The sequence below is a fragment of the Arthrobacter sp. Soil_C_49 genome, from assembly GCF_057656635.1.
On the sequence record NZ_JBDGJZ010000001.1, the window covers coordinates 497,751 to 517,253 of the forward strand.

The 19,503-nt window shown below is 66.6% G+C and carries 16 protein-coding genes; 7 read left to right on the forward strand and 9 right to left on the reverse strand.

The genetic code is table 11. The annotated features are described in order from the left end of the window. Positions 1 to 30: 30 nt before the first annotated feature. Complete coding sequence (locus tag AC3A4Z_RS02295; protein ID WP_498709774.1) at positions 31 to 1,116, reverse strand: YeiH family protein; 1,086 nt, start codon at positions 1,114 to 1,116, stop codon at positions 31 to 33. Positions 1,117 to 1,229: 113 nt separating this feature from the next. On the opposite strand from AC3A4Z_RS02295, the gene AC3A4Z_RS02300 reads away from it, so the two are divergent. The 3 genes from AC3A4Z_RS02300 to AC3A4Z_RS02310 are packed head-to-tail and all read left to right on the forward strand — an operon-like array spanning position 1,230 to position 4,621. After that, the gene (locus AC3A4Z_RS02300; RefSeq protein ID WP_498709775.1) at positions 1,230 to 2,786 is read left to right on the forward strand and encodes a circularly permuted type 2 ATP-grasp protein; all 1,557 of its coding nucleotides are present in this window, start codon (positions 1,230 to 1,232) and stop codon (positions 2,784 to 2,786) included. A gap of 60 nt (positions 2,787 to 2,846) precedes the next feature. Beyond that, positions 2,847 to 3,773, forward strand: a complete 927-nt coding sequence (locus AC3A4Z_RS02305) for an alpha-E domain-containing protein (protein WP_013600945.1) — start codon at positions 2,847 to 2,849, stop codon at positions 3,771 to 3,773. Next, positions 3,770 to 4,621: a transglutaminase family protein gene (locus tag AC3A4Z_RS02310; RefSeq protein WP_498709777.1), complete on the forward strand. Its 852-nt coding sequence runs from the start codon at positions 3,770 to 3,772 to the stop codon at positions 4,619 to 4,621. Before AC3A4Z_RS02305 ends, AC3A4Z_RS02310 begins: the two co-directional genes overlap by 4 nt. Positions 4,622 to 4,641: 20 nt before the next feature. On the opposite strand, the gene AC3A4Z_RS02315 is transcribed toward AC3A4Z_RS02310, so the two are convergent. The 3 genes from AC3A4Z_RS02315 to glgC form a co-directional block, all read right to left on the reverse strand. After that, the gene (locus AC3A4Z_RS02315; protein ID WP_498709778.1) at positions 4,642 to 5,109 is read right to left on the reverse strand and encodes a pyridoxamine 5'-phosphate oxidase family protein; all 468 of its coding nucleotides are present in this window, start codon (positions 5,107 to 5,109) and stop codon (positions 4,642 to 4,644) included. A 16-nt stretch (positions 5,110 to 5,125) separates the two neighbouring features. Further along, positions 5,126 to 6,577, reverse strand: a complete 1,452-nt coding sequence (locus AC3A4Z_RS02320; protein WP_498709779.1) for an SDR family NAD(P)-dependent oxidoreductase — start codon at positions 6,575 to 6,577, stop codon at positions 5,126 to 5,128. 79 nt (positions 6,578 to 6,656) lie between these two features. After that, positions 6,657 to 8,066: a glucose-1-phosphate adenylyltransferase gene (glgC, locus tag AC3A4Z_RS02325; RefSeq protein ID WP_498709781.1), complete on the reverse strand. Its 1,410-nt coding sequence runs from the start codon at positions 8,064 to 8,066 to the stop codon at positions 6,657 to 6,659. 102 nt (positions 8,067 to 8,168) lie between these two features. On the opposite strand from glgC, the gene glgA reads away from it, so the two are divergent. Further along, positions 8,169 to 9,374, forward strand: coding sequence for a glycogen synthase (gene glgA / locus AC3A4Z_RS02330; protein WP_498709783.1), 1,206 nt, complete (start codon positions 8,169 to 8,171; stop codon positions 9,372 to 9,374). An 85-nt stretch (positions 9,375 to 9,459) separates the two neighbouring features. Here glgA and AC3A4Z_RS02335 read toward each other — a convergent pair whose 3' ends face one another. After that, on the reverse strand, positions 9,460 to 11,571 hold the full coding sequence (locus AC3A4Z_RS02335; RefSeq protein WP_498709785.1) for an acyl-CoA dehydrogenase family protein: 2,112 nt from the start codon (positions 11,569 to 11,571) through the stop codon (positions 9,460 to 9,462). A gap of 101 nt (positions 11,572 to 11,672) precedes the next feature. Continuing rightward, the gene (locus tag AC3A4Z_RS02340) at positions 11,673 to 12,425 is read right to left on the reverse strand and encodes a TetR/AcrR family transcriptional regulator (RefSeq protein ID WP_498709786.1); all 753 of its coding nucleotides are present in this window, start codon (positions 12,423 to 12,425) and stop codon (positions 11,673 to 11,675) included. On the opposite strand from AC3A4Z_RS02340, the gene AC3A4Z_RS02345 reads away from it, so the two are divergent. From AC3A4Z_RS02345 to AC3A4Z_RS02355, 3 genes are read left to right on the forward strand one after another with little or no spacing between them, the layout of a single operon-like run. After that, positions 12,424 to 13,782, forward strand: coding sequence for an acetyl-CoA C-acetyltransferase (locus AC3A4Z_RS02345; protein WP_498709787.1), 1,359 nt, complete (start codon positions 12,424 to 12,426; stop codon positions 13,780 to 13,782). The two genes, AC3A4Z_RS02340 and AC3A4Z_RS02345, sit on opposite strands and share 2 nt — an antisense overlap. 9 nt (positions 13,783 to 13,791) lie before the next feature. Further along, positions 13,792 to 15,132, forward strand: coding sequence for a 3-oxoacyl-ACP reductase (locus tag AC3A4Z_RS02350; RefSeq protein WP_498709790.1), 1,341 nt, complete (start codon positions 13,792 to 13,794; stop codon positions 15,130 to 15,132). Continuing rightward, a complete protein-coding gene (locus AC3A4Z_RS02355) occupies positions 15,129 to 16,118 on the forward strand; it encodes a MaoC/PaaZ C-terminal domain-containing protein (protein ID WP_493969068.1) in 990 nt (329 codons plus the stop codon). The genes AC3A4Z_RS02350 and AC3A4Z_RS02355 overlap by 4 nt, the downstream gene beginning before the upstream one ends. Here the strand turns inward: AC3A4Z_RS02355 and AC3A4Z_RS02360 are convergent. The 3 genes from AC3A4Z_RS02360 to AC3A4Z_RS02370 form a co-directional block, all read right to left on the reverse strand. Then, positions 16,050 to 17,183 carry an FUSC family protein gene (locus AC3A4Z_RS02360; RefSeq protein ID WP_493969067.1) on the reverse strand — a complete coding sequence of 378 codons (1,134 nt, stop codon included), beginning with the start codon at positions 17,181 to 17,183 and terminating at the stop codon, positions 16,050 to 16,052. The genes AC3A4Z_RS02355 and AC3A4Z_RS02360 overlap by 69 nt on opposite strands. Before the next feature lie 79 nt (positions 17,184 to 17,262). Next, complete coding sequence (locus AC3A4Z_RS02365; RefSeq protein WP_498709792.1) at positions 17,263 to 18,372, reverse strand: serine hydrolase domain-containing protein; 1,110 nt, start codon at positions 18,370 to 18,372, stop codon at positions 17,263 to 17,265. A gap of 31 nt (positions 18,373 to 18,403) precedes the next feature. Next, positions 18,404 to 19,495 carry a glutathione S-transferase family protein gene (locus AC3A4Z_RS02370; RefSeq protein WP_498709794.1) on the reverse strand — a complete coding sequence of 364 codons (1,092 nt, stop codon included), beginning with the start codon at positions 19,493 to 19,495 and terminating at the stop codon, positions 18,404 to 18,406. Between the last annotated feature and the right edge of the window lie 8 nt (positions 19,496 to 19,503).

A 19,503-nucleotide genomic window follows, 5' to 3' on the forward strand; every position in this document is an offset into this window, starting at 1 on the left:
GCTATCTAATCACGGGGCTGGTGTCCAAAATCACGCGGTGATCAGCAGGGCGGCGGCCAGCCCCAGGAGGGCGATCAGGAGCCAGGATGCGAGGGCTGCCAGGAGCGCGCGCCCGCCTGTGAGCAGCAGGGTTCGGATCCGTACCGCCGAGCCCAGACCGAACAGTGCCGCGCCGAGCAGGATGTCCTGCAGCGCCGCCCCTGCCTCCAGCCATCCGGCGCTAAGCCAGTCTGTGGACCGCAGGCCCACCATGGCCATGAAGCCCAGCACGAACAAGGGCACCACCGGCGGGAGCTTGGCGCGGGTATTGCCTGCCACGCCGGAACCATCGGTGCCTTCGCCGTCGCCTTCACCGTTGCGGACGGCCAGCCGCATATGGGCGCCCGCTATGGCGGCGACGGGCGCCAGCAGGAGCACCCGGGTGAGCTTAACCACGACGGCGATGCCCAGCGCCGCGGTTCCTGCGGTCTGCGCCGTGGCCACCACCTGCCCCACGTCGTGCACTGAGGCGCCTGTCCAGGCGCCGAACGCGGGCGCGGAAAGCTGCAGGGGATGGACGAACAAGGGCAGGACGCCGATGGCAAGCGTCCCGCACAGGGTCACCAGCGCCACCGGCAGGACAGTGTCCACGTGCCGGATGCGCCGGACTGCGGCCATGGCACCGATCGCGGACGCACCGCAGATCGAAAAGCCTGTCGCCACCAGCAGCGCGGTCACCGGCGGCAGCCGGAACAGCCGGGAGATCAGGTAGGTTCCGCCGAAGCTGGCTGCCACCACCGCGGCGATCAGGACCAGGGCAAGCCAGCCCAGTTCCAGCACGTCCATGATGCTCACTTTCAGCCCCAGCAGGATGATCCCGCCGCGCATCAGGTGTTTCCCGGCAAAGTCCAACCCGGGCCGGGCCCTTCCCGCGGTCCAGACCCCTGCCGCGGGCAGATTGGCGGCCAGGACGCCCAAAACGACGGCCAGGGTCATCGCCGGGAGGACGGGAACGAGGCGGTGGACCAGGAAGGCAACAGCCAGTGCAACGGCCGCCGTGGCCAGGCCGGGGATCAGCCGGTCAGCACGTTCGGGCAGGCCGGAACCCGGGGCTGGGAGGCTTCTGCTGACTGGCACTCACCTACTGTGCCGGAAAAGTTCAGGAATCCACGAACCAGACGGCTTGCGCCAACACGCCAGAATGGATGGCAGTAATGAATTCGAAACAAAAAGATGGTTGGCTTGTGGACATGTCAGACCTATTCCAGGATTACTCCGTGGCCGCCGGCCGGACCGGAGCCTACGATGAGATGTTCGCCCCCGGGCAGCAGGCCCGGGGCTCCTATGAGCAGGTGGCGGACGCCCTTCGCAAGCTCTCCCTCGCCGATGTCAGCGCACGCGCCGACTCGATGGCCCGCACCTTCCTGGACCGTGGTGTCACCTTCGATTTCGCCGGCGAGGAGCGCCCGTTCCCGCTGGATATCGTCCCCCGGGTCATCCCCGCGGCCGAATGGGACGTACTGGAACGCGGGGTTGCACAGCGCGTGCGCGCGCTCGAAGCCTTCCTCAACGATGTGTACGACAAAATGACCGTGGTGTCCGACGGCGTGATCCCCCGGCAGCTGGTGACCACCAGTGCGCACTTCCACCGCCAGGTGCACGGCTTTGAGCCGGCCGGCGGCGTCCGGGTGCATATCTCAGGTATCGATGTGGTCCGCGATGCCGCCGGCACGTTCCGCGTGCTGGAGGACAACGTGCGTGTTCCTTCCGGCGTGAGCTACGTCCTGGAGAACAGGCGCGCCATGGCCAAGGGCCTGCCCGAAGCCTTCGGCCAGCAGCTCATCCGGCCGGTGGAGGAGTACCCCCGCCGGCTCCTCTCAGCACTGCGCAAAACTGCACCCGCGGGCGTGGACGACCCCACCGTCGTCGTCCTCACTCCCGGCGTATTCAACAGCGCCTACTTCGAGCACACCCTTCTGGCCGGCCTGATGGGTGTGGAACTGGTGGAGGGCCGCGACCTGATCTGCCGCGGCAACCGCGTCTACATGCGCACTACCGCCGGTGAGCAGCGCGTGGACGTGATTTACAAGCGGATCGACGACGACTTCCTGGATCCGCTGCAGTTCCGGGCCGATTCCATGCTGGGCTGCCCCGGCCTGGTCAACGCCGCCCGGGCCGGCGGCGTGACCATCGCCAACGCCGTGGGCAATGGCGTTGCCGACGACAAACTCGTCTACAGTTACGTCCCTGACCTGATCCGCTACTACCTGAGCGAGGAGCCCATCATCGCCAACGTGGACACCTACCGCCTGGAGGAAAAGGAAGCGCGGGAGTACACCCTGGACAACCTCTCCGAACTGGTGGTCAAGCCGGTGGACGGGTCAGGGGGCAAGGGCCTGGTGATCGGGCCGGACGCCTCCAGGGACGAACTCGACGCCCTCCGCCAGCGGGTCATCGCAGACCCCCGCGGATGGATCGCACAGCCGGTGCTGCAGCTCTCCACGGTGCCCACACTGAGCGGGGACAAGTTCGGGCCGCGCCACGTGGACCTGCGTCCTTTCGCAGTAAACGACGGCGAGAACGTCTGGGTGCTGCCCGGCGGCCTCACCCGCGTGGCGCTGAAGGAAGGATCGTTGATCGTCAACTCCAGCCAGGGCGGTGGTTCCAAGGACACCTGGGTCCTGGCGGATTCGCCGCAGGTGCCGGTGGAAACCGTGCCGCGGCCCTCCATCTCCGTCCGCGAACGCGTGTCCGTGTGGCCTGTGGAAAGCAACTGGCGGGACCGCCAGTCGGAGCAGCAGCAGTGAGCCCGTCCGCCGCCGGGCCAATCTTTTTGACAGTTTCGGGCCCGCAGGAGGTAACCGCGAATGCTTAGCCGAATTGCCGAGTCCCTTTTCTGGATCGGCCGGTATGTGGAGCGGGCCGATGGCACCGCCCGTATCCTCGACGTCCACCTGGAACGCCTGAACCACCTCCCCATGGAGGAACGCAAGAGCGTGGCCCAGGAACTCCTGGCGGTGATGGGCGCGCGCCCGCAAAGCGAGGACTTCGGCCTGCCGGAGCTGCTGCACGCCCTGGCCTACGACAAGACCAGTGCCACCTCCATTGCCGGCTCCCTCGGCGCAGCCCGGGAGAACGCCCGCCGCGCCAGGGAAACTGTTTCGTCCGGCCTGTGGGAGAGCCTGAACACCACCTACTACGGGCTGAGCCAGCACCGCAAGGACGTGGTGGGCACCTACCGGTTCTGCAACTGGACCCTGGAACGCACCGCGATGGTCAGCGGCCTCGCCGACACCACGGTGAGCCATGACGAGAGCTGGCTGTTCCTTGTTCTGGGACGCTCCCTGGAGCGGGCCGACATGACCGCACGCATGCTTTCCACCCGCGACGTCCTGTCCGCGGGCATGTCGTGGGTGAACATGCTCCGCTGCGCGGGTGCTTACGAGTCCTTCCTGCGTACCCGGCGGGCCGCCTTCGGGGACCAGCACGCGGCAGAATTCCTGCTGCTGGACCGGCTGTTCCCGCGCTCCATCGTGTACGCCCTGCGCGACGCCGACGAGTGCCTGGCCAAGCTTGATCCCTCTGCCCAGCGCGTCGGCTTCATCAACGACGCCCGCCGCATCGTGGGGCAGGCCCGCACCTTCCTCGAGTTCCACCGCACCGACGACCTGATGTCCGAGCTACCCGAACACATGGAACGGGTGCAGAAGGCAGTGTCCCAGGCCTCGGACGCCATTTCCCGTAAGTACTTCAATCAGGCGGACGAACTGGCCTGGGTGGGAGAAGTTTCATGACCCGGCTGAGCATCGTTCACAAGACGGCCTACAAGTACAACAAGCGCGTCACCCTGTCCTACAACGAGGCCCGGATGACGCCGCTCACCGACTCCCAGCAGGTCGTGCTGGAATCCGTGGTCAAGGTGTCGCCGCCGCAGGCGGCCGTCAGCACCTACCGGGACTACTGGGGGACCAGGGTCACCGCATTCGACATGCAGATGCCGCATGAGCACCTTGAAGTGGTCTCCAACATCACCGTGGAGGTGCACCGCGCCGAGAAAATCCCGTCCGAGTCCGATATTGCGGGCTGGGACGTCCTGGCCGCACCCGAAACGCTCAACACCTTCAGCGACTGGCTTCCGCAGTCCCGGCTGAGCGGACCCGGCGACGAAGTCCTGGGCATCATTCCCGGCGTCGTCGAAGGCAAGAACCCGCACGAGGCCGCGATGGCGGTCTTTGAATGGATGCGCGGCGAGATGACCTACATGTCCGGCTCCACCGCTGTCACCACCAACGCTGAAGAGGCCTGGGGCCAGCGCAAAGGCGTGTGCCAGGACCTGGCCCACCTCGCCATCGGCGCGCTGCGCAGCTGCGGCATTCCGGCCCGGTACGTGTCCGGGTACCTTCACCCGCGCTCCAGCGCGGGCATTGGCGAAACCGTGGCCGGGCAGTCGCACGCCTGGCTGGAGTGGTGGGACGGGGACTGGCGCAGCTGGGATCCCACCAACCACAAGCCCGCCGGGGATTTCCATGTCACCGTGGCCCGGGGCAGGGACTACCGTGACGTGCCGCCGTTGAAGGGCATCCTGTCCGGCGGGGGCGGATCGGCGTTGAGCGTCAGCGTGGAGATCACCCAGCTCGCCTGACCGGCACGCTTTTTGGCGGGTTACTCCGGGGAGGCTTTGGCCGCGCCGCTGAGCTGGGTCCACCAGGTGAGCGGTTCGGTGACTTTGAACCGCCGGCCGGTGATGCTGTCCGGCGTGATCCGGACGAACGCGTCCTTTTTCCCCGCCTGCCAGGGGAACAGGTACAGCTGGGTGGTTTCCATGATCTGTTCGGTGCCGGTAACGACGTCGGCCGTGCCCTTGGCCACCACGCTCCAGGCCAGCCCGGTGTCCGGATCCACGCCGTCTGCTTCCAGCGCCACGGCGGCACCCTTCGAGGAGCCGGCCAGCTTGGTGCCCTCGCCGGTCCGGAAGACGAGCGTTCCCCCGTCCACGGCGTAGTTGACTGGGAAGATGTCCGGGCGCCCGTCCGCAAGGACTGCGAGCCTGCCCACGGAGACCGTCCGCAGCATGGCCCAGCACTCGTGGTGTTCCAGATTCTGTACGTCAGGGGAAGACTCGCGGCTCATGCCGCTGAGCATACGCCTACCAGGGGCTGGGCTTGTAGTCCTTGAGGAACACGCCGTACTGGTCCTCGCCGTTCTCGCCCATCACGATGGGGTCGTAGACGCGCGCGGCTCCGTCCACCAGGTCCAGGGGCGCGTGGAAGCCCTCTTCCATGAGCCGGACCTTGGTGAAGTGGGGGCGTTCGTCCGTGATCCAGCCAGTGTCCACGGCGGTCATGAGGATGCCGTCGGTTTCCAGCATCTCCTGGGCGCTGGTCCGGGTCATCATGTTCAGCGCAGCTTTGGCCATGTTCGTGTGCGGGTGGCCGGGGCCCTTGTACGCACGCGAGAACTGGCCCTCCATGGCCGAGACATTGACAATGTACTTCCGCCGCGCCGTGGACAGTTTCATGGCCGGCCGCAGCCTGCTGACCAGCAGGAACGGGGCCGTGACGTTGCAGAGCTGGACTTCGAGCATCTCCAGCGGATCCACCTCGTCCACCACCTGGGTCCAGCTGTTGATGGTGGCCAGGTCGGGAACCAGCCCGCCGGCGTCGATCGCTGTTCCGGAGGCGATCCGCTCCAGCGAGGCCGAACCGGTGGAAAGCGCCAGCGAGGTGATGGCATCTCCGGCGAGCACCGGGTGCTCGGTGACGCTGCTGGCCAGTGCCAGGGGGTGCTTGTCGTGCGCGTGGCCGAAGGTCACCAGCTCGGGGCCGCCGTTGGCCTGTTCGAGGGCGGCGGGCAGCGGCTCATCCTCCGCATCGACCAAAGGCTTGTAGGCATTGCCGGACCGGCGGACGGTCTGGGCCGCGTTGTTGATGATGATGTCCAGCGGGCCGGCCTCGTTGAGTGAGTCGGTCAGGGCCATCACCTGGGCGGGGTCCCGCAAATCGATGCCCACGATCCGGAGCCGGTGCAGCCACTCACCGCTGTCCTCCATGGCAGCGAACCGGCGGGCGGCGTCCTTCGGGAACCGGGTGGTGATGGTGGTGTGGGCGCCGTCCCTGAGCAGCCGGAGCGCGATGTACATCCCGATCTTGGCACGCCCGCCGGTGAGCAGCGCGCGGCGGCCGGTCAGGTCGGTGCGGGCGTCGCGCTTGGCGTGGTTAAAGGTGGCGCATTCCGGGCACAGCTGGTGGTAGAAAGCGTCCACCTGGGTGTAGTGCTGCTTGCAGATGTAGCAGGGGCGGGACCTGATCAGGTGGCCGGCCACCTTGCCGGTTGTGGAGGGCGCCAGCTTGTTCCCGCGGGTCTCGTCGTCGATCCGGTCCGGCGCGGCGGTGGCCGTCAGGGCAATGACTGCCCGGTCCGCCTCGGAGATGATGTCCCGTTTAGTGACCCGGCGGTGCCTCTTGACGGCCTTGAACATCTTGCCGGTGGCGCGGCGCACCGAGATGTAGTCCGGGTGCTCCTCGTCATAGGCGTGGATCGTGTTGAGGACCTTGAGGCATGCCTGGATTTCCTCAGGCGTCAGATCGGGGGAGCTCATTGTACTGATTTTACAGCCTGGAACTCCCGGCGGCCCCCACCGTGCAGGGGCCGCCGGGGGAGTGCCCGCGCGGAACGGTTCAGGAAATACGCGCGCCCGGTGCAGCCTCGGCTGAGGCCGCTGCGTGCCTCTCGGCCACCTTGTCCACAGATTCGCGCACACTCGGATACTTCTCGACAGCGGCCTTGATGGCGTTCGGCACGAGGTGCAGGTTGTCCGCCGCGAGCTTACGTTCATCGTCACCGGGCTCCGGAACCTCCTGGCCCTTGGCCAGGACCGTTATCCCGGAATCCGTGACCTTGAAACCACGGGCACGGTCAAGCTCCGGGTTTAGTCCGATGGCTGCACCGGCCGGTACCTTGACGTTCTTGTCGATGATGGCACGGTTGATGACCGCACCTTCGCCGATGTGGACCTTGTCCATCAGGACAGAATCGATGACCCGGCTGCTGGTACCCACGAAGACATCGTTGGAAAGGACTGACCCTTCCACGACTCCGCCCGAAATTACTACGCCGCTGGAAACGATCGAGTCCAGGGCCGTGCCCACGGTGTCGTTCTTGCCCCTGACGAACTTAGCTGGCGGCGAGATGCTCTGCCGGGTGTAAATGGGCCACTCGGAGTTGTAGAGATTGAAGACCGGCAGCGGGGAGATGAGGTCCATGTGGGCGTCGTAGAAGGAGTCGATGGTGCCGACATCGCGCCAGTAGGTGCGGTCCCGCTCCGTGGAGCCGGGGATGTCGTTGAGGGTGAAGTCGTAGACGCCGGCTTCGCCTTGGTTCACGAAGTAGGGAATGATGTCCCCGCCCATGTCGTGCTTGGTGTCCAGACGCTCGGCGTCCACGTGCAGCGCAGCGACCAGCGCGTCCGCGTCGAAGACGTAGTTGCCCATGGAGGCGAGGAACTGGGACGGGTCCGCTGCCAGGCCGGGTGTGCTGGCGGGCTTTTCGACGAAGGCCGCGATCTTCTGGGGATCGTTCTGGTCCACTTCGATGACGCCGAACTGATCGGCCATGTGCAGGGGCTGGCGCACGGCGGCGACTGTTGCCTTGGCACCGCTGTTGACGTGCTGGGCCACCATCTGGGCGAAGTCCATGCGGTAGACGTGGTCCGCGCCGACCACAACGACGATGTCGGGGTTGGCGTCGTGGATGAGGTTCAGTGACTGGTAGATGGCGTTGGCGCTGCCCAGGAACCAGCTCTTGCCCACACGCTGTTGCGCCGGGACGGAGGCAACGTAGTTGCCCAGCTGGGTGGACATACGCCAGGTCTCGGAGATGTGCCGGTCCAGGCTGTGCGACTTGTACTGGGTGAGGACGACGATCTGCAGGTAGCGGGAATTCACCAGGTTGGACAGGGCGAAATCGATCAGGCGGTAGCTTCCCGCAAAGGGCACCGCGGGCTTCGCGCGGTCTGCCGTCAGTGGCATCAGCCTGTTTCCCTCGCCGCCTGCGAGGACAATGGCCAGGACTCTTTTGTTCAACGGCATAATGGTCGCTCCTGTACGCCTTCGTATCTCCCCAAGACAGTCCGGCATGCCCGGACTCCTTCACACTAGAACAGTTATGCGTGAAGGACTACCTTGGGTCTTGTGCGAATAGACATTGTGACTAAAGAGTTTCCGCCGGAGATCTACGGTGGCGCGGGTGTCCACGTGGCCGAATTGAGCAGGGTGCTTAGTAAGCACGTTGACCTGCAGGTTCGTGCTTTTGGAGCTCCCCGCGACGCCGACTATCATGGCGCGGCGGTGACCTCCTACGCAGTGCCCGAGGACCTCGGCTCAGCCAACGCCGCTGTGCAGACGCTGGGGGTGGATCTGCGGATCGTTCCGGACATCGAAGGCGCGGACCTTGTCCATTCGCACACCTGGTACGCCAACATGGCCGGGCATCTCGCGTCCCTGCTCCACGGCATTCCGCACGTGCTCAGTGCCCACAGCCTGGAACCGCTGCGCCCCTGGAAAGCGGAGCAGCTCGGCGGCGGGTACGCCTTGTCCTCCTGGGTGGAAAAGACTGCCTACGAGGCCGCGGCGGCCATCATTGCCGTCTCGGAGGGCATGCGGCAGGACATCCTGCGCAGCTACCCCAACGTGGATCCCGCCAAGGTGCGCGTGGTCCACAACGGCATCGACGTCGAGATGTGGCAACGTGACGTGAACGACGACGCCGTCCGCGCCCTGGGCATCGATCCGGACAAGCCCAGCGTGGTCTTTGTGGGCAGGAACACCCGCCAGAAGGGCGTCCCCTATCTCCTGCGCGCGGCCGCAAAGCTCCCCGCCGACGTCCAGCTGGTCCTGTGCCTGGGCGCGGCCGACACCCCGGAGCTCGCTGCCGAGACCGCGCGCCTGATTGAGGACCTGCAGCGCGAACGCACCGGCGTGGTGCTCATCGAGCGCATGCTGCCCCGCCATGAGCTGATCCAGGTGCTCAGCCACGCCACCGCCTTCGCCTGCCCGTCCATCTACGAGCCGCTGGGCATCGTCAACCTGGAGGCCATGGCGTGCGGCGCCGCCGTGGTGGCCAGCGCCACCGGCGGCATCCCTGAGGTGGTGGACCACGGCCGGACCGGCCTGCTGGTGGACCTGGAGCAGGTCACCGACGGCACCGGCACACCGCTTGACCCGGAAAAGTTCGTCACCGAGTTCGCTGCCGCCCTCACGGAAGTGGTTTCCGATCCTGCCCGCGCCCGTGCCATGGGCCAGGCCGGCCGGAAGCGTGCCGAGGAACATTTCTCCTGGGAATCCATCACCGAAACCACCCTTGAGGTATATCGCTCCGTGCTGCCCGCACAGGGCTGACGTTTCCCGAAGGTCAATAGCGACGACGGCGCCGCCCGCCTCGCAAGGCGGGCGGCGCCGTCGTTATTGCTGCCGTTTGGGACGGTTACTTCCGGTTCCCGGCCGTTCGCGCCAGCAGGACCTTCTCGTCCACCGGCGCCTTGCCGCTGGCGCGCTGGCCGCGGAAGTAGGCGCGCGCCTCGTCCTGCCGTTTCTTCTCGGCGCCGGTGGCGATGGCGGCGCGCACGTGGTCTTCCCCGTAGCCGAAGGCATCCACGAGGTCCAGGGCGTGCGGCCGGATCTTCACCAGCAGCCTGTTGATGTACTCGCCCACCGTCCGGCCGCGCTGCATGGAGAGGCGGCCGTTCATGAGGTACCAGGACAGGTTCTTCTCGATCAGGGACAGTCCGAACAGGTCCCGCAGCCAGGTCAGGACCGTTTTGGTGCCGGGATCGGCAACATCGCGCAGCGCGTCCGTGAAGGCCTCCCACTGGAGCAGCTCTGCATGGGCCTGCGCAGCGTCGATCAGTTCGTTCTGGTGCCGGTTGAACAGGGCTGCGCCCTGCTCGTGCGACAACCGGCCCGAGCCCTTAAGCGCCGCCGCGGCCTCCGCCACCATGGCCTGCACCCGGTCGGTGAGCAGCGCACGCTGGCCTTCCTCGTCGCGAAGGGCGATGGCGGCCTTCTGCACCGAGCCGGTGTCGGCGACGAACTGGGCCACCTGGCGCAGGCCGGTGCGGTGGATGGCCGCGCCGGTAGCCTGGCCCACCACGTACCGGGCCAGCACGCCGAAGTCCACGCTGCGGAATTCCTTGGCGTAGTCCGCCAGCAACCGTTTGGCCACGAGCTGCAGCAGGACGGTGTTGTCGCCTTCGAATGTGGCGTAGACATCCAGGTCCGCCCGCAGCGAGGCGAAGCGGTTCTCGATCAGGAAGCCGGCGCCGCCGCAGGCTTCCCGGCATTCCTGCAGGGTGTCCAGTGCATGCCAGGTGCTGAGCGGCTTGAGCGCCGCGGCCAGGGTTTCGAGGTCCTGGCGGTCTTCGTCCGTGTCGTGCGCGCCGGAAAAGACGTCGTCGAACTTCTGCAGCAACTGCTCGTGGGCGAACCCCGCCGCGTAGGTGGTGGCGAGCCGGGTGAGCAAGCGCTTCTGGTGGCGCTGGTAGTCCAGCAGGACCTCCTCTTCGGTGTGGGAGGAAGCGTTGAACTGGCGGCGTTCAGTGGCGTACTGGACGGCTGCCTTCAGGGCCACCTTGGAGGCTGCCACGGCGGCACCGTCGAGTGACACGCGGCCCTGCACCAGGGTTCCCAGCATGGTGAAGAAGCGGCGGCCGGGGCTGGCGATGGGGGAGCTGTAGGTCCCGTCCGCGTCCACGTTGCCGTAGCGGTTGAGCAGGTTGGTCCGGGGGATACGGACATTGGTGAAGTGCAGGCGGCCGTTGTCGATTCCGTTGAGCCCGCCCTTGATGCCGTCGTCCTCGCCGCCGATGCCGGGCAGGAACTCCCGGGTTTCCGGGTCCCGAAGGTCCACATAGAAGGCATGGACACCGTGGTTGACGCCGCGGGTGACCAGCTGGGCGAACACCACGGAGCCCAGGCCGTCTATGGCCGCGTTGCCGATGTAGTCCTTCCACGCCGCGCGGAACGGCGTGTGCACCACGAATTCCTCGGTGGCGGGGTCGTACGTGGCGGTGGTGGCGATGCTGGCTACGTCCGAGCCGTGCCCGGTTTCGGTCATGGCAAAGCAGCCGGGGATCGCCAGGCTCATGATGCCCGGAAGCCATTTGGCGTGGTGCTCTTCGGTCCCGAGGTGCATCACTGCGGAACCGAAGAGCCCCCACTGGACGCCGGCCTTGATCTGCAGTGATGGATCCGCCACCACCAATTCCTCGAAGCCGGCGATGTTTCCGCCGTGGTCATCGGAGCCGCCCAGCGATTCCGGGAAGGCGCGGTGCACGGCCTCGTTCTCAACGAGGTACTTCAGTTGGCCGAACACCCTGGCGCGGTGTTCGGTGTGCGTGAGCCCCTCGATCTTGTGCAGCTCAGGCCGCGCTGCAAGGGTCCTGGCCTGGCGCCGGACCTCGGCCCACTTCCCCAGGAGCTGTTCACCGAGCACGTCGACATCGACGGCCGGCTTGGCTTCAGCTGTCCTTGGGGCAGCAGCGGCCACTGTTGCGGGGCGCTGCCTTCTTCCGGCGGGACGGTCCACTAGTTCAGTCATCTCGTAGTCCTTCGTTGGTGCTGACAGATGTGTGGTGGTGCTGCGGCCTACTGGTACTGCCGCTTCGGTTGTTTGGGCAATTGCGGAGTTGCGGTGAGGCGTTACGACCGGGCGGACGGGGACAGTTCGGGGGCGATGCCGACGCACAGCCAGTCGGTGATCTGCCGCGCCATCGCTTCCTGGCCGGGCTTGGCAGGGGAATCGGTGGTGCTGAGCCACTGTTCGCCCGCGTTCCGCACCATGCCGATGGCCGCTTTGGGCCAGTAGCCGATGACTGCTTCCTTGCCATCACCCAGGTGCGAGCGCATGGGCGTGGCGATCATTTCCGCCACGGCGTCAAAGAAGTGCCCCAAAGCGGCGGATCCTGCCCCGGGGTCCCGGGCAGTGTCCGCATCAGCGGCAGGGCTGGTCACAAAGGTGTAGACGTTGGGACTTGTGCTGGCCATCTGCAGGTAGGCGGTGACCATGGCCAGCAGACCTTCGCGCGGAGTATCGGCACTCTGCGCCGCCTCCCGGATCCGGTGCTGCATCTGGCTGAGGACAACCTCGCCCACCGCCTGCTGGAGTCCTGCCTTGTCGCCGAAATAGCGGTAGAAGACGGACTTGGAGGTACCGGCGGCAGCCGCAATGTCTTCCATCGAGGCGTCGCTGCCCAGTGCGTGCACGGCCCGGCGGGCCGCCTTGATCAGCTCGCGGCGCCTTTCCTCCCGGTGGCTCTGCCAACGGGACGAGCGGCCGTCGCCACCGACGGCGGCGGACGCGGGTGAGGAACCGGTTTGCTGGATGTTCACGATACCCAGCGTATCAGGTACGCTGGGTATCGGTAACCGCACGTGACCCGAGGAGATATCCATGTCCATTGACGGACAGACCACCACCGGACCCGAATCCGGCGCTGCCGCCGCAGCCGCCCCACACCTCCGCCGGGCCGTCGTCGTTGGCGGCAACAGGATCCCGTTCGCCCGGGCCGGCGGGGCCTATGCCAAATCTTCGAACCAGGACATGCTGACGGCGGCCCTGGACGGGCTGATTGCACGCTTTGGCCTGCAGGACGAGCGGATCGGGGAAGTGGCCGCCGGGGCCGTCCTGAAGCACTCCCGGGACTTCAACCTCACCCGCGAAGCCGTCCTCGGTTCCGCTTTGTCACCCGAAACCCCCGCTTACGACCTCCAACAGGCCTGCGCCACAGGGCTCGAGACGGTGGTCGGCCTGGCCAACAAGATCAAGCTGGGCCAAATCGACTCGGGTATCGCCGGCGGCGTGGACTCCGCCTCCGATGCACCCGTGGTGGTCAGCGAAGGCCTCCGCGAAGTCATCCTCGACCTCAACCGGGCCCGGAGCCTTCCGCAGCGGCTGCAGATCCTCAGCCGCTTGCGGCCCAAGGACCTCGCCCCGCTGGCCCCCGGAACGTCTGAACCCCGGACCGGTCTCTCCATGGGTGAACACCAGGCGCTCACCACCTCGCAGTGGAAGGTCTCCCGTGAGGCGCAGGACGAACTGGCACTCAACAGCCACCGCAACCTGGCAGCGGCCTACGACAACGGATTCTTTGACGACCTCATCACCCCGTACCGCGGCCTGACCCGCGACGGGAACCTGCGGCCTGACACCTCATTGGATAAGCTCGCGGGACTCAAGCCGGTCTTTGGGAAGAACCTTGGCGCCGACGCCACCATGACGGCCGGCAACTCCACTCCGCTGACCGACGGCGCCTCCACCGTGCTGCTGGCCTCGGAGGAGTGGGCCGACGCCCGCGACCTGCCCAAACTTGCTGCGGTGGTGGATGCCGAAGCTGCGGCAGTGGACTTTGTGCACGGCAAGGATGGCCTGCTGATGGCACCGGTCTTCGCGGTGCCCAGGCTGCTGGCCCGGCAAGGACTCACCTTGGCGGACATTGACTTCTTCGAGATCCATGAAGCCTTTGCATCCACTGTCCTCAGCATGCTCGCCGCATGGGAGGACGAGGACTTCGGCCGGACCAGGCTCGGCCTGGACGGCGCGTTCGGCAGCATTGACCGGTCGCGGCTGAACGTCCACGGATCCTCCCTTGCTGCCGGCCATCCCTTCGCCGCGACCGGCGGCCGCATCGTCGCCTCGCTGGCCAAGACACTGCACGCCAAGGCCAGCCAGGAGGGCCGGCCCGCGAGGGGCCTGGTGTCCGTCTGTGCGGCCGGCGGCCTGGGCGTTGCCGCGGTTCTGGAATCACTGTAGGGGCACCGGATGACTGACACGTACGCACAACTCGTCAACCACGGCCTGGGCAGGAATGTGGCCAGGAAGCTCGGGCTGCCCCAGCCCGCAGTCCTTCGCCGCTACCAGCCCGGCCAGCCGCTGGTCACCGGGCCCATCGTGGTCCAGGGAGACACGGCCGGCGCCGACAGCCTCGCTGCGGAACTGCTCTCCTGGGACCTCGACGTCAGGAGGCACGCTGTTCCGCGGGAGAAGCTCGGGGCCATCATCCTGGTCCTGGATGAAGTGGCACGCCCTGAAGACCTCGGAAAACCGGTTCTCGCCGCCGCCGCTTCCCTGCGGGACCTCAGCCCGGGTGGCCGGATCATCACCGTATCCCGGCCGGCGTACGATGCTGCCTCGCCCGCCCAGGCAGCCGCCCGGCAGGGAGTGGACGGGCTCCTGCGCTCCCTGGCCAAGGAACTGCGCGCCGGTGCCACGGGCAACGGCGTGCTCCTGGGCCCGGATGTGGCGACAACAAGTCCCAGCTCGCTGGGGGCCGTCCGGTTCTTCCTCTCCGGCCGGTCCGCCTTTGTGGACGGACAGTTCGTGACCGTATCGACGACGGCGGGGGAACTTCCGGAAGACGCCGCGAAACCGCTGGCCGGACGGGTCGCCGTCGTCACCGGGGCGGCGAGGGGTATCGGTGCTGCCATCGCCAGGACCCTGCACCGCGACGGAGCCACACTGGTCCTGGTGGATATCCCGGCGGCCGGCGACCATCTGGCTGCGGTGGCCAACGAGGTCAAGGCCACCGCCCTCCAGCTGGACATCAGCAGGGAGGATGCCGGGCAACGGATCCTGGAGCACGCTGTGCAGCGGCATGGGCGCCTCGACATCATGGTCCACAACGCCGGCATCACCCGGGACAAACTCCTCGCCAACATGGATGAGTCCCGCTGGAGTTCCGTGATCGACATCAACATTGCCGCGCAGCTGCGGATCAACGAGGCCCTGCTCGCTTCGGAACACTTCCGCAGGTCTCCCCGCATAGTCTCGGTGGCGTCCACCAGCGGTATCGCCGGCAACCGGGGACAGACGAACTATGCAGCATCAAAGGGAGGCGTGATGGGGATGGTCCGGGCCACCGCCCCGCTGATTACGTCCCACGGGGGAACCATCAACGCCGTTGCGCCGGGCTTCATCGAAACCGAGATGACCGCCCGGATACCCTTTGCCTTGCGCGAGCTGGGCCGCCGCCTGAATTCGCTGCAGCAGGGCGGGCAGCCAGCGGACGTCGCGGAAACCATCGCCTTCCTCGCCAGTAACTCCGCCGGCGGGATCAACGGCGAGGTCCTTCGGGTCTGCGGACAGAACCTGGTGGGGGCATGACGCCCGCGCAGCCGGTGATCCTGGGGGAGATGCCGTCGCTTTCCAAGCTGTACGTCAATGCCGCGGCACAGGCGGCCCGCCGGCGGCTCCTGGGGGCCCAGGACGGTTCCGTCCTCCCGGCAGAAAGCCATGAGGTCCGCGGGGTGGCGGTGGACGTCGGGAACCTGACTGCCTACCAGCACCTCATTGGTGAAACCGCCAGCGACGTCCTGCCGGCCGGCTTCATCCACGCACTCGCGTTTCCCGTCGCCATGAGCGTGATGAACCGGGATGACTTTCCACTTCCGCTGCTCGGCATGATCCATCTCCGGAACCAGGTGGAACAACGGTCCCCGGTGCTTTTCACCGACGCCCTGGACATCACGGCCCGGGTGGAGAACCTGCGCGGTCACCGGGCCGGCACCCAAGTGGACCTGGTCAGCGAAGTGCGCCGGGCGGGGTCGGCAGAGACCTGCTGGCGCGGTGTCTCCACTTACCTCGCGAAGGGGGTCTTCCTGCCCGGGATCGACAAACCCTCGCCTGCGCCGGTCCGGGCCGATTTCAAGGCCCCAGACCCCACAGCCCTGTGGCAGCTGGGGGTTGATACCGGCAGGGCCTACGCCGCCGTGTCCGGCGATTTCAACCCCATCCACCTCAGCGTGCTCTCGGCAAAGGCTTTGGGAATGCGCCGCTCCATCGCCCATGGAATGTACCTGGCATCACGCGCGCTCGCCGACGTCGGTGCTGCCCGCGGTGATTCCTTCACCTGGGAGGTCGACTTTGAGGCGCCAGTGTTCCTTCCCTGTCGGGTGGCCCTGGACATCAGCACCGTCCAGGGAAGTTCAGGAACATGGGAGCGATCCGACTTCACAGCGTGGAACCCCCGGTCGGGCCGCCGGCATTTCAGCGGCTCCGTGGCTGTGCTCCAGCCCTTTGATTTACGACGACTCGGCGTCAGCTCCGGGCCGGACGGAACGCAGGATCCGGTGCAGGCTGAGCAGGATTGACTCTGACGCCGGCACGGCGCCCCGGTCCAATTCCCGTCCGGCGGTGGCAGCCATGCAGGCTTCCACCGCTGTCCGGGCGGCCTCAAAACGCAGGGCCTGCTGTTCGGGATCTTCATCGCTGTACGAGCACAGCAGTTCCCCGGTGGCCGTGATGGCGTCGGCGAGGGGGACGTTGTCCTGCAAGGGGACGGTGTACGGCACAGCGCTTTCCCAGATCACGTCGGAGAGCACGTCAGTCATGTCCTGGACGTGGAACGTAACCCGCTCAAGCTGGCGCAGGTTGCGGTAGTCGAGTTCCATGTCGCGGGGGTGCAGCTTACGCCGCGGGTTCGCCCGCCGGCTGGCGTCGGCTTCCTTAACGAGGTGCCGGACGGAGCGGGCGGCGGATGCCAGCTCGTCGGAACGGCGGGACCAGTCCTCATGCTCGGGCGGCCACTTTTCCTTCAGTGCGGTACCCATGTCGGTCATCTGCCGCCCCAGGGCCAGGCGGAGGTCGTCCAGGCTCGCCGCTGCTGCTTTAAGGTGGAGCGGCGGAAAGACCAGGAAGTTGACGGCAATGCCCACTGCGACGCCGGCGCCCATCTGCACCAGGTAGCCGAAGGAAAAGTCATCGGCATTGCTGCCGCCCACCAGCAGGACCAGCAGGGCCGCCGTCGGAATCCAATCGCTCCCTGAGCCAAGGCCCGGCAAGCCGCCCAGCAGCACGCCAATGCCCATAAAAAGCGCCACCGTCAGTGGCGAAGGATCCGAAATGTTCACCAGGACCGCCGCGAGCCCGATGCCCACGGCCAGCCCGATGAGGGCCTGCACGCCCTGCCGGACGGAGCCGGCCACGTTGTGGTACATCGCCACCAGGGCCCCCAAGGGCGCGTAGTAGGCGTAGTGGGATGCGCTGCCGGGCATCAGCGGTGCGATGAAAAACGCCAGGCCCGCGGCCAGGGCAGCTTTCGCTGCCAACTGCAGGCGCTGCGCGGCGAAGGCCGCGGACAGTCCTTCCACTGCCTGCTTCAGGAATCGGGTTCCCCCGGCCCACCGGATTGCCGGTCGTGCTTGAGATTTGCCCATCCGGCCAACACTAGGGTGCCTGGTCCGCAACCACAAAGGCGCTGGTCAGGTCCCCGCAGGAACCCGGCCGGGCAGCCGTTCAGGACGAAACAGCCGCTGAACGGCGAACGGCAGCAGCCAGCCGGTGCGCCTTTCCCGGGGTCCGCCCCTCCTCCGCACGCCGGGGAATATAACCGAAACCGAGGCCATGGGCGGGGTCGGCAAATCCGAGGGCGGCGTTCGCGCCTTCATGGCCGAACGCGCGGTGGCTTCCGAAATTCCGGGAAGGATGCGGCTTCATAAACACTACGGCGAAGGCGTTGTCCAGCCCGGATGACCGGTCCAGGCCCCACACCTGTTCTTGGGACATCAACTCCAGCGTCTGCGGAGTGAGGAAACCCTCCTTGCCGTCAACGCCCGTGGTGGCCGCTGCATAAAGCCGGGCCAGGCCTTCCGCGGAGCCCACCCCGCCGGCAGCGGACATGCCTGCGCTCCGGACGCTGCGGATATTGGGCAGTTCCATGATGGTGCTGACGGGGGCGTTGCTGTTCAATCCTTCCAGGCTGAGGGGATCAACCCATACCTCATCCGAATCGGCCGTGTAGAGGACATCCCGGTAGCGGGGCTCCAGTTCTGCGGGGAGGCCGAGGAAGAAGTCGATGCCCAGCGCTGTCCGGATCCGCCGGTCATAGATGCTTTGCAGGGATTCTCCCGCCGTGCGGCGGCACAGTTCCTCCATGATGATGCCGATGGTCAGTGCGTGATAGCCGAATTGCCGGCCGGGCTGCCAGGAGGGCCGTGCCGCGGCCAGCCGGGCAGCAGCGTCAGCAGTGGTGAACTCGTCCAGGGCGAACCCGCCCTCCACGCCCATGAGACCGGCCTGGTGGGACAGCGCCTGCCGCACCAGGAGCCGGTCCTTGCCGTGGACAGCGAACTCCGGCCAGTACTTGGCCACGGGTGCGTCAAGGTCAAGCAAACCGTCCTGGACCAGGAGTGCGATGACCATGGCGGCCACTCCCTTGGAGCAGGAGTACGCGCCCGTGATGGTTTCCTGGTCCATGTCCGGGCCGCCGGCAAGCTGCACCACTGGTGTCCCGTTCCGGTACGCGGCCAGTTGCGCACTGTACTGCGGGTCCCCGGCCAGGAGGGATTCGAACAACTCCAGTACATTTTCGAAACCGGGCGCTACAAAGCCGTGAGAAATCTGCATCCCGTCAGTCTAAAGCGAGAAACCGCTTCCTTCAGGAATCAGCACCGTGCCCCGGAGCAACTTCCTCACCCGGCTTCACCGGCCCGGGCGGTGTTCCGTCTCCGAACGGCCTTCCCCCCAGTGACTCCCGCCCGTGAGGTTCAAGCCACCCGCCAAGGGCAGGGCCGGCGGGAACGATCCCGGTGGGGTTGATGTCTTCGTGCACGATGTAGTAATGCTGCTTGATCTGCACGAAGTCGATGGTGTCCCCGAATCCGGGGGTCTGGAAGAGGTCGCGGGCATATGCCCACAGTGCCGGCATCTCGCTGAGTTTCTGCCGGTTGCATTTGAAGTGCCCGTGGTAGACGGCGTCGAACCGGGCCAGGGTGGTGAACAGCCGCACGTCGGCTTCGGTGATGGTGTCTCCCACCAGGTACCGCTGCCGGGACAGGCGGTCTTCCAGCCAGTCCATGGCCGTCCAGAGCCGTTCGTAGGCAGAGTCATAGGCTTCCTGCGAACCGGCGAAGCCGCAGCGGTAGACGCCATTGTTGACCTCGGTGAACACCCGCTTGTTGACCTGGTCGATCTCGTCCCGAAGGTGACCGGGGTACAGCAGGGGTGCGCCGGGCCGGTGGAACCGGGTCCACTCGGTGGAAAAGTCCAGCGTGATCTGGGGAAAGTTGTTGGTCACCACCTCGCCGGTGGCAACGTCCACGATCGCAGGGACAGTGATGCCCCGCGGGTAGTCCGGGAACCGTTTGAAAAAGGCCTGCTGAAGGCGTTCAATGCCCAGGACCGGATCAACGCCGCCGGGGTCCAGGTCAAAGGTCCAGGACCGGGCGTCGTGGGTGGGGCCGGGCTGGCCAAGGGAAATCGCATCCTCAAGCCCCAGTAGGCGGCGGACAATCACCGTCCGGTTGGCCCAGGGACAGGCCCGCGCCGCAATGAGGCGGTAGCGTCCGGCCTCAACCGGCCAACCGGGTTCCCCGTTGGGGCCTGGCCTGCCGTCCGCGGTGATCCGGTCTTCGATGTAGTTGGTGTCGCGGTTGAACTCCGCGCCGCCCGTTACATAGGCGCCGCGGGTGCTGTGCCCGCCGGGTTTGCCACTTGCCGTCTGCTGGGTCCTGTCCGTGTCCTGGCTCATAGAACCAC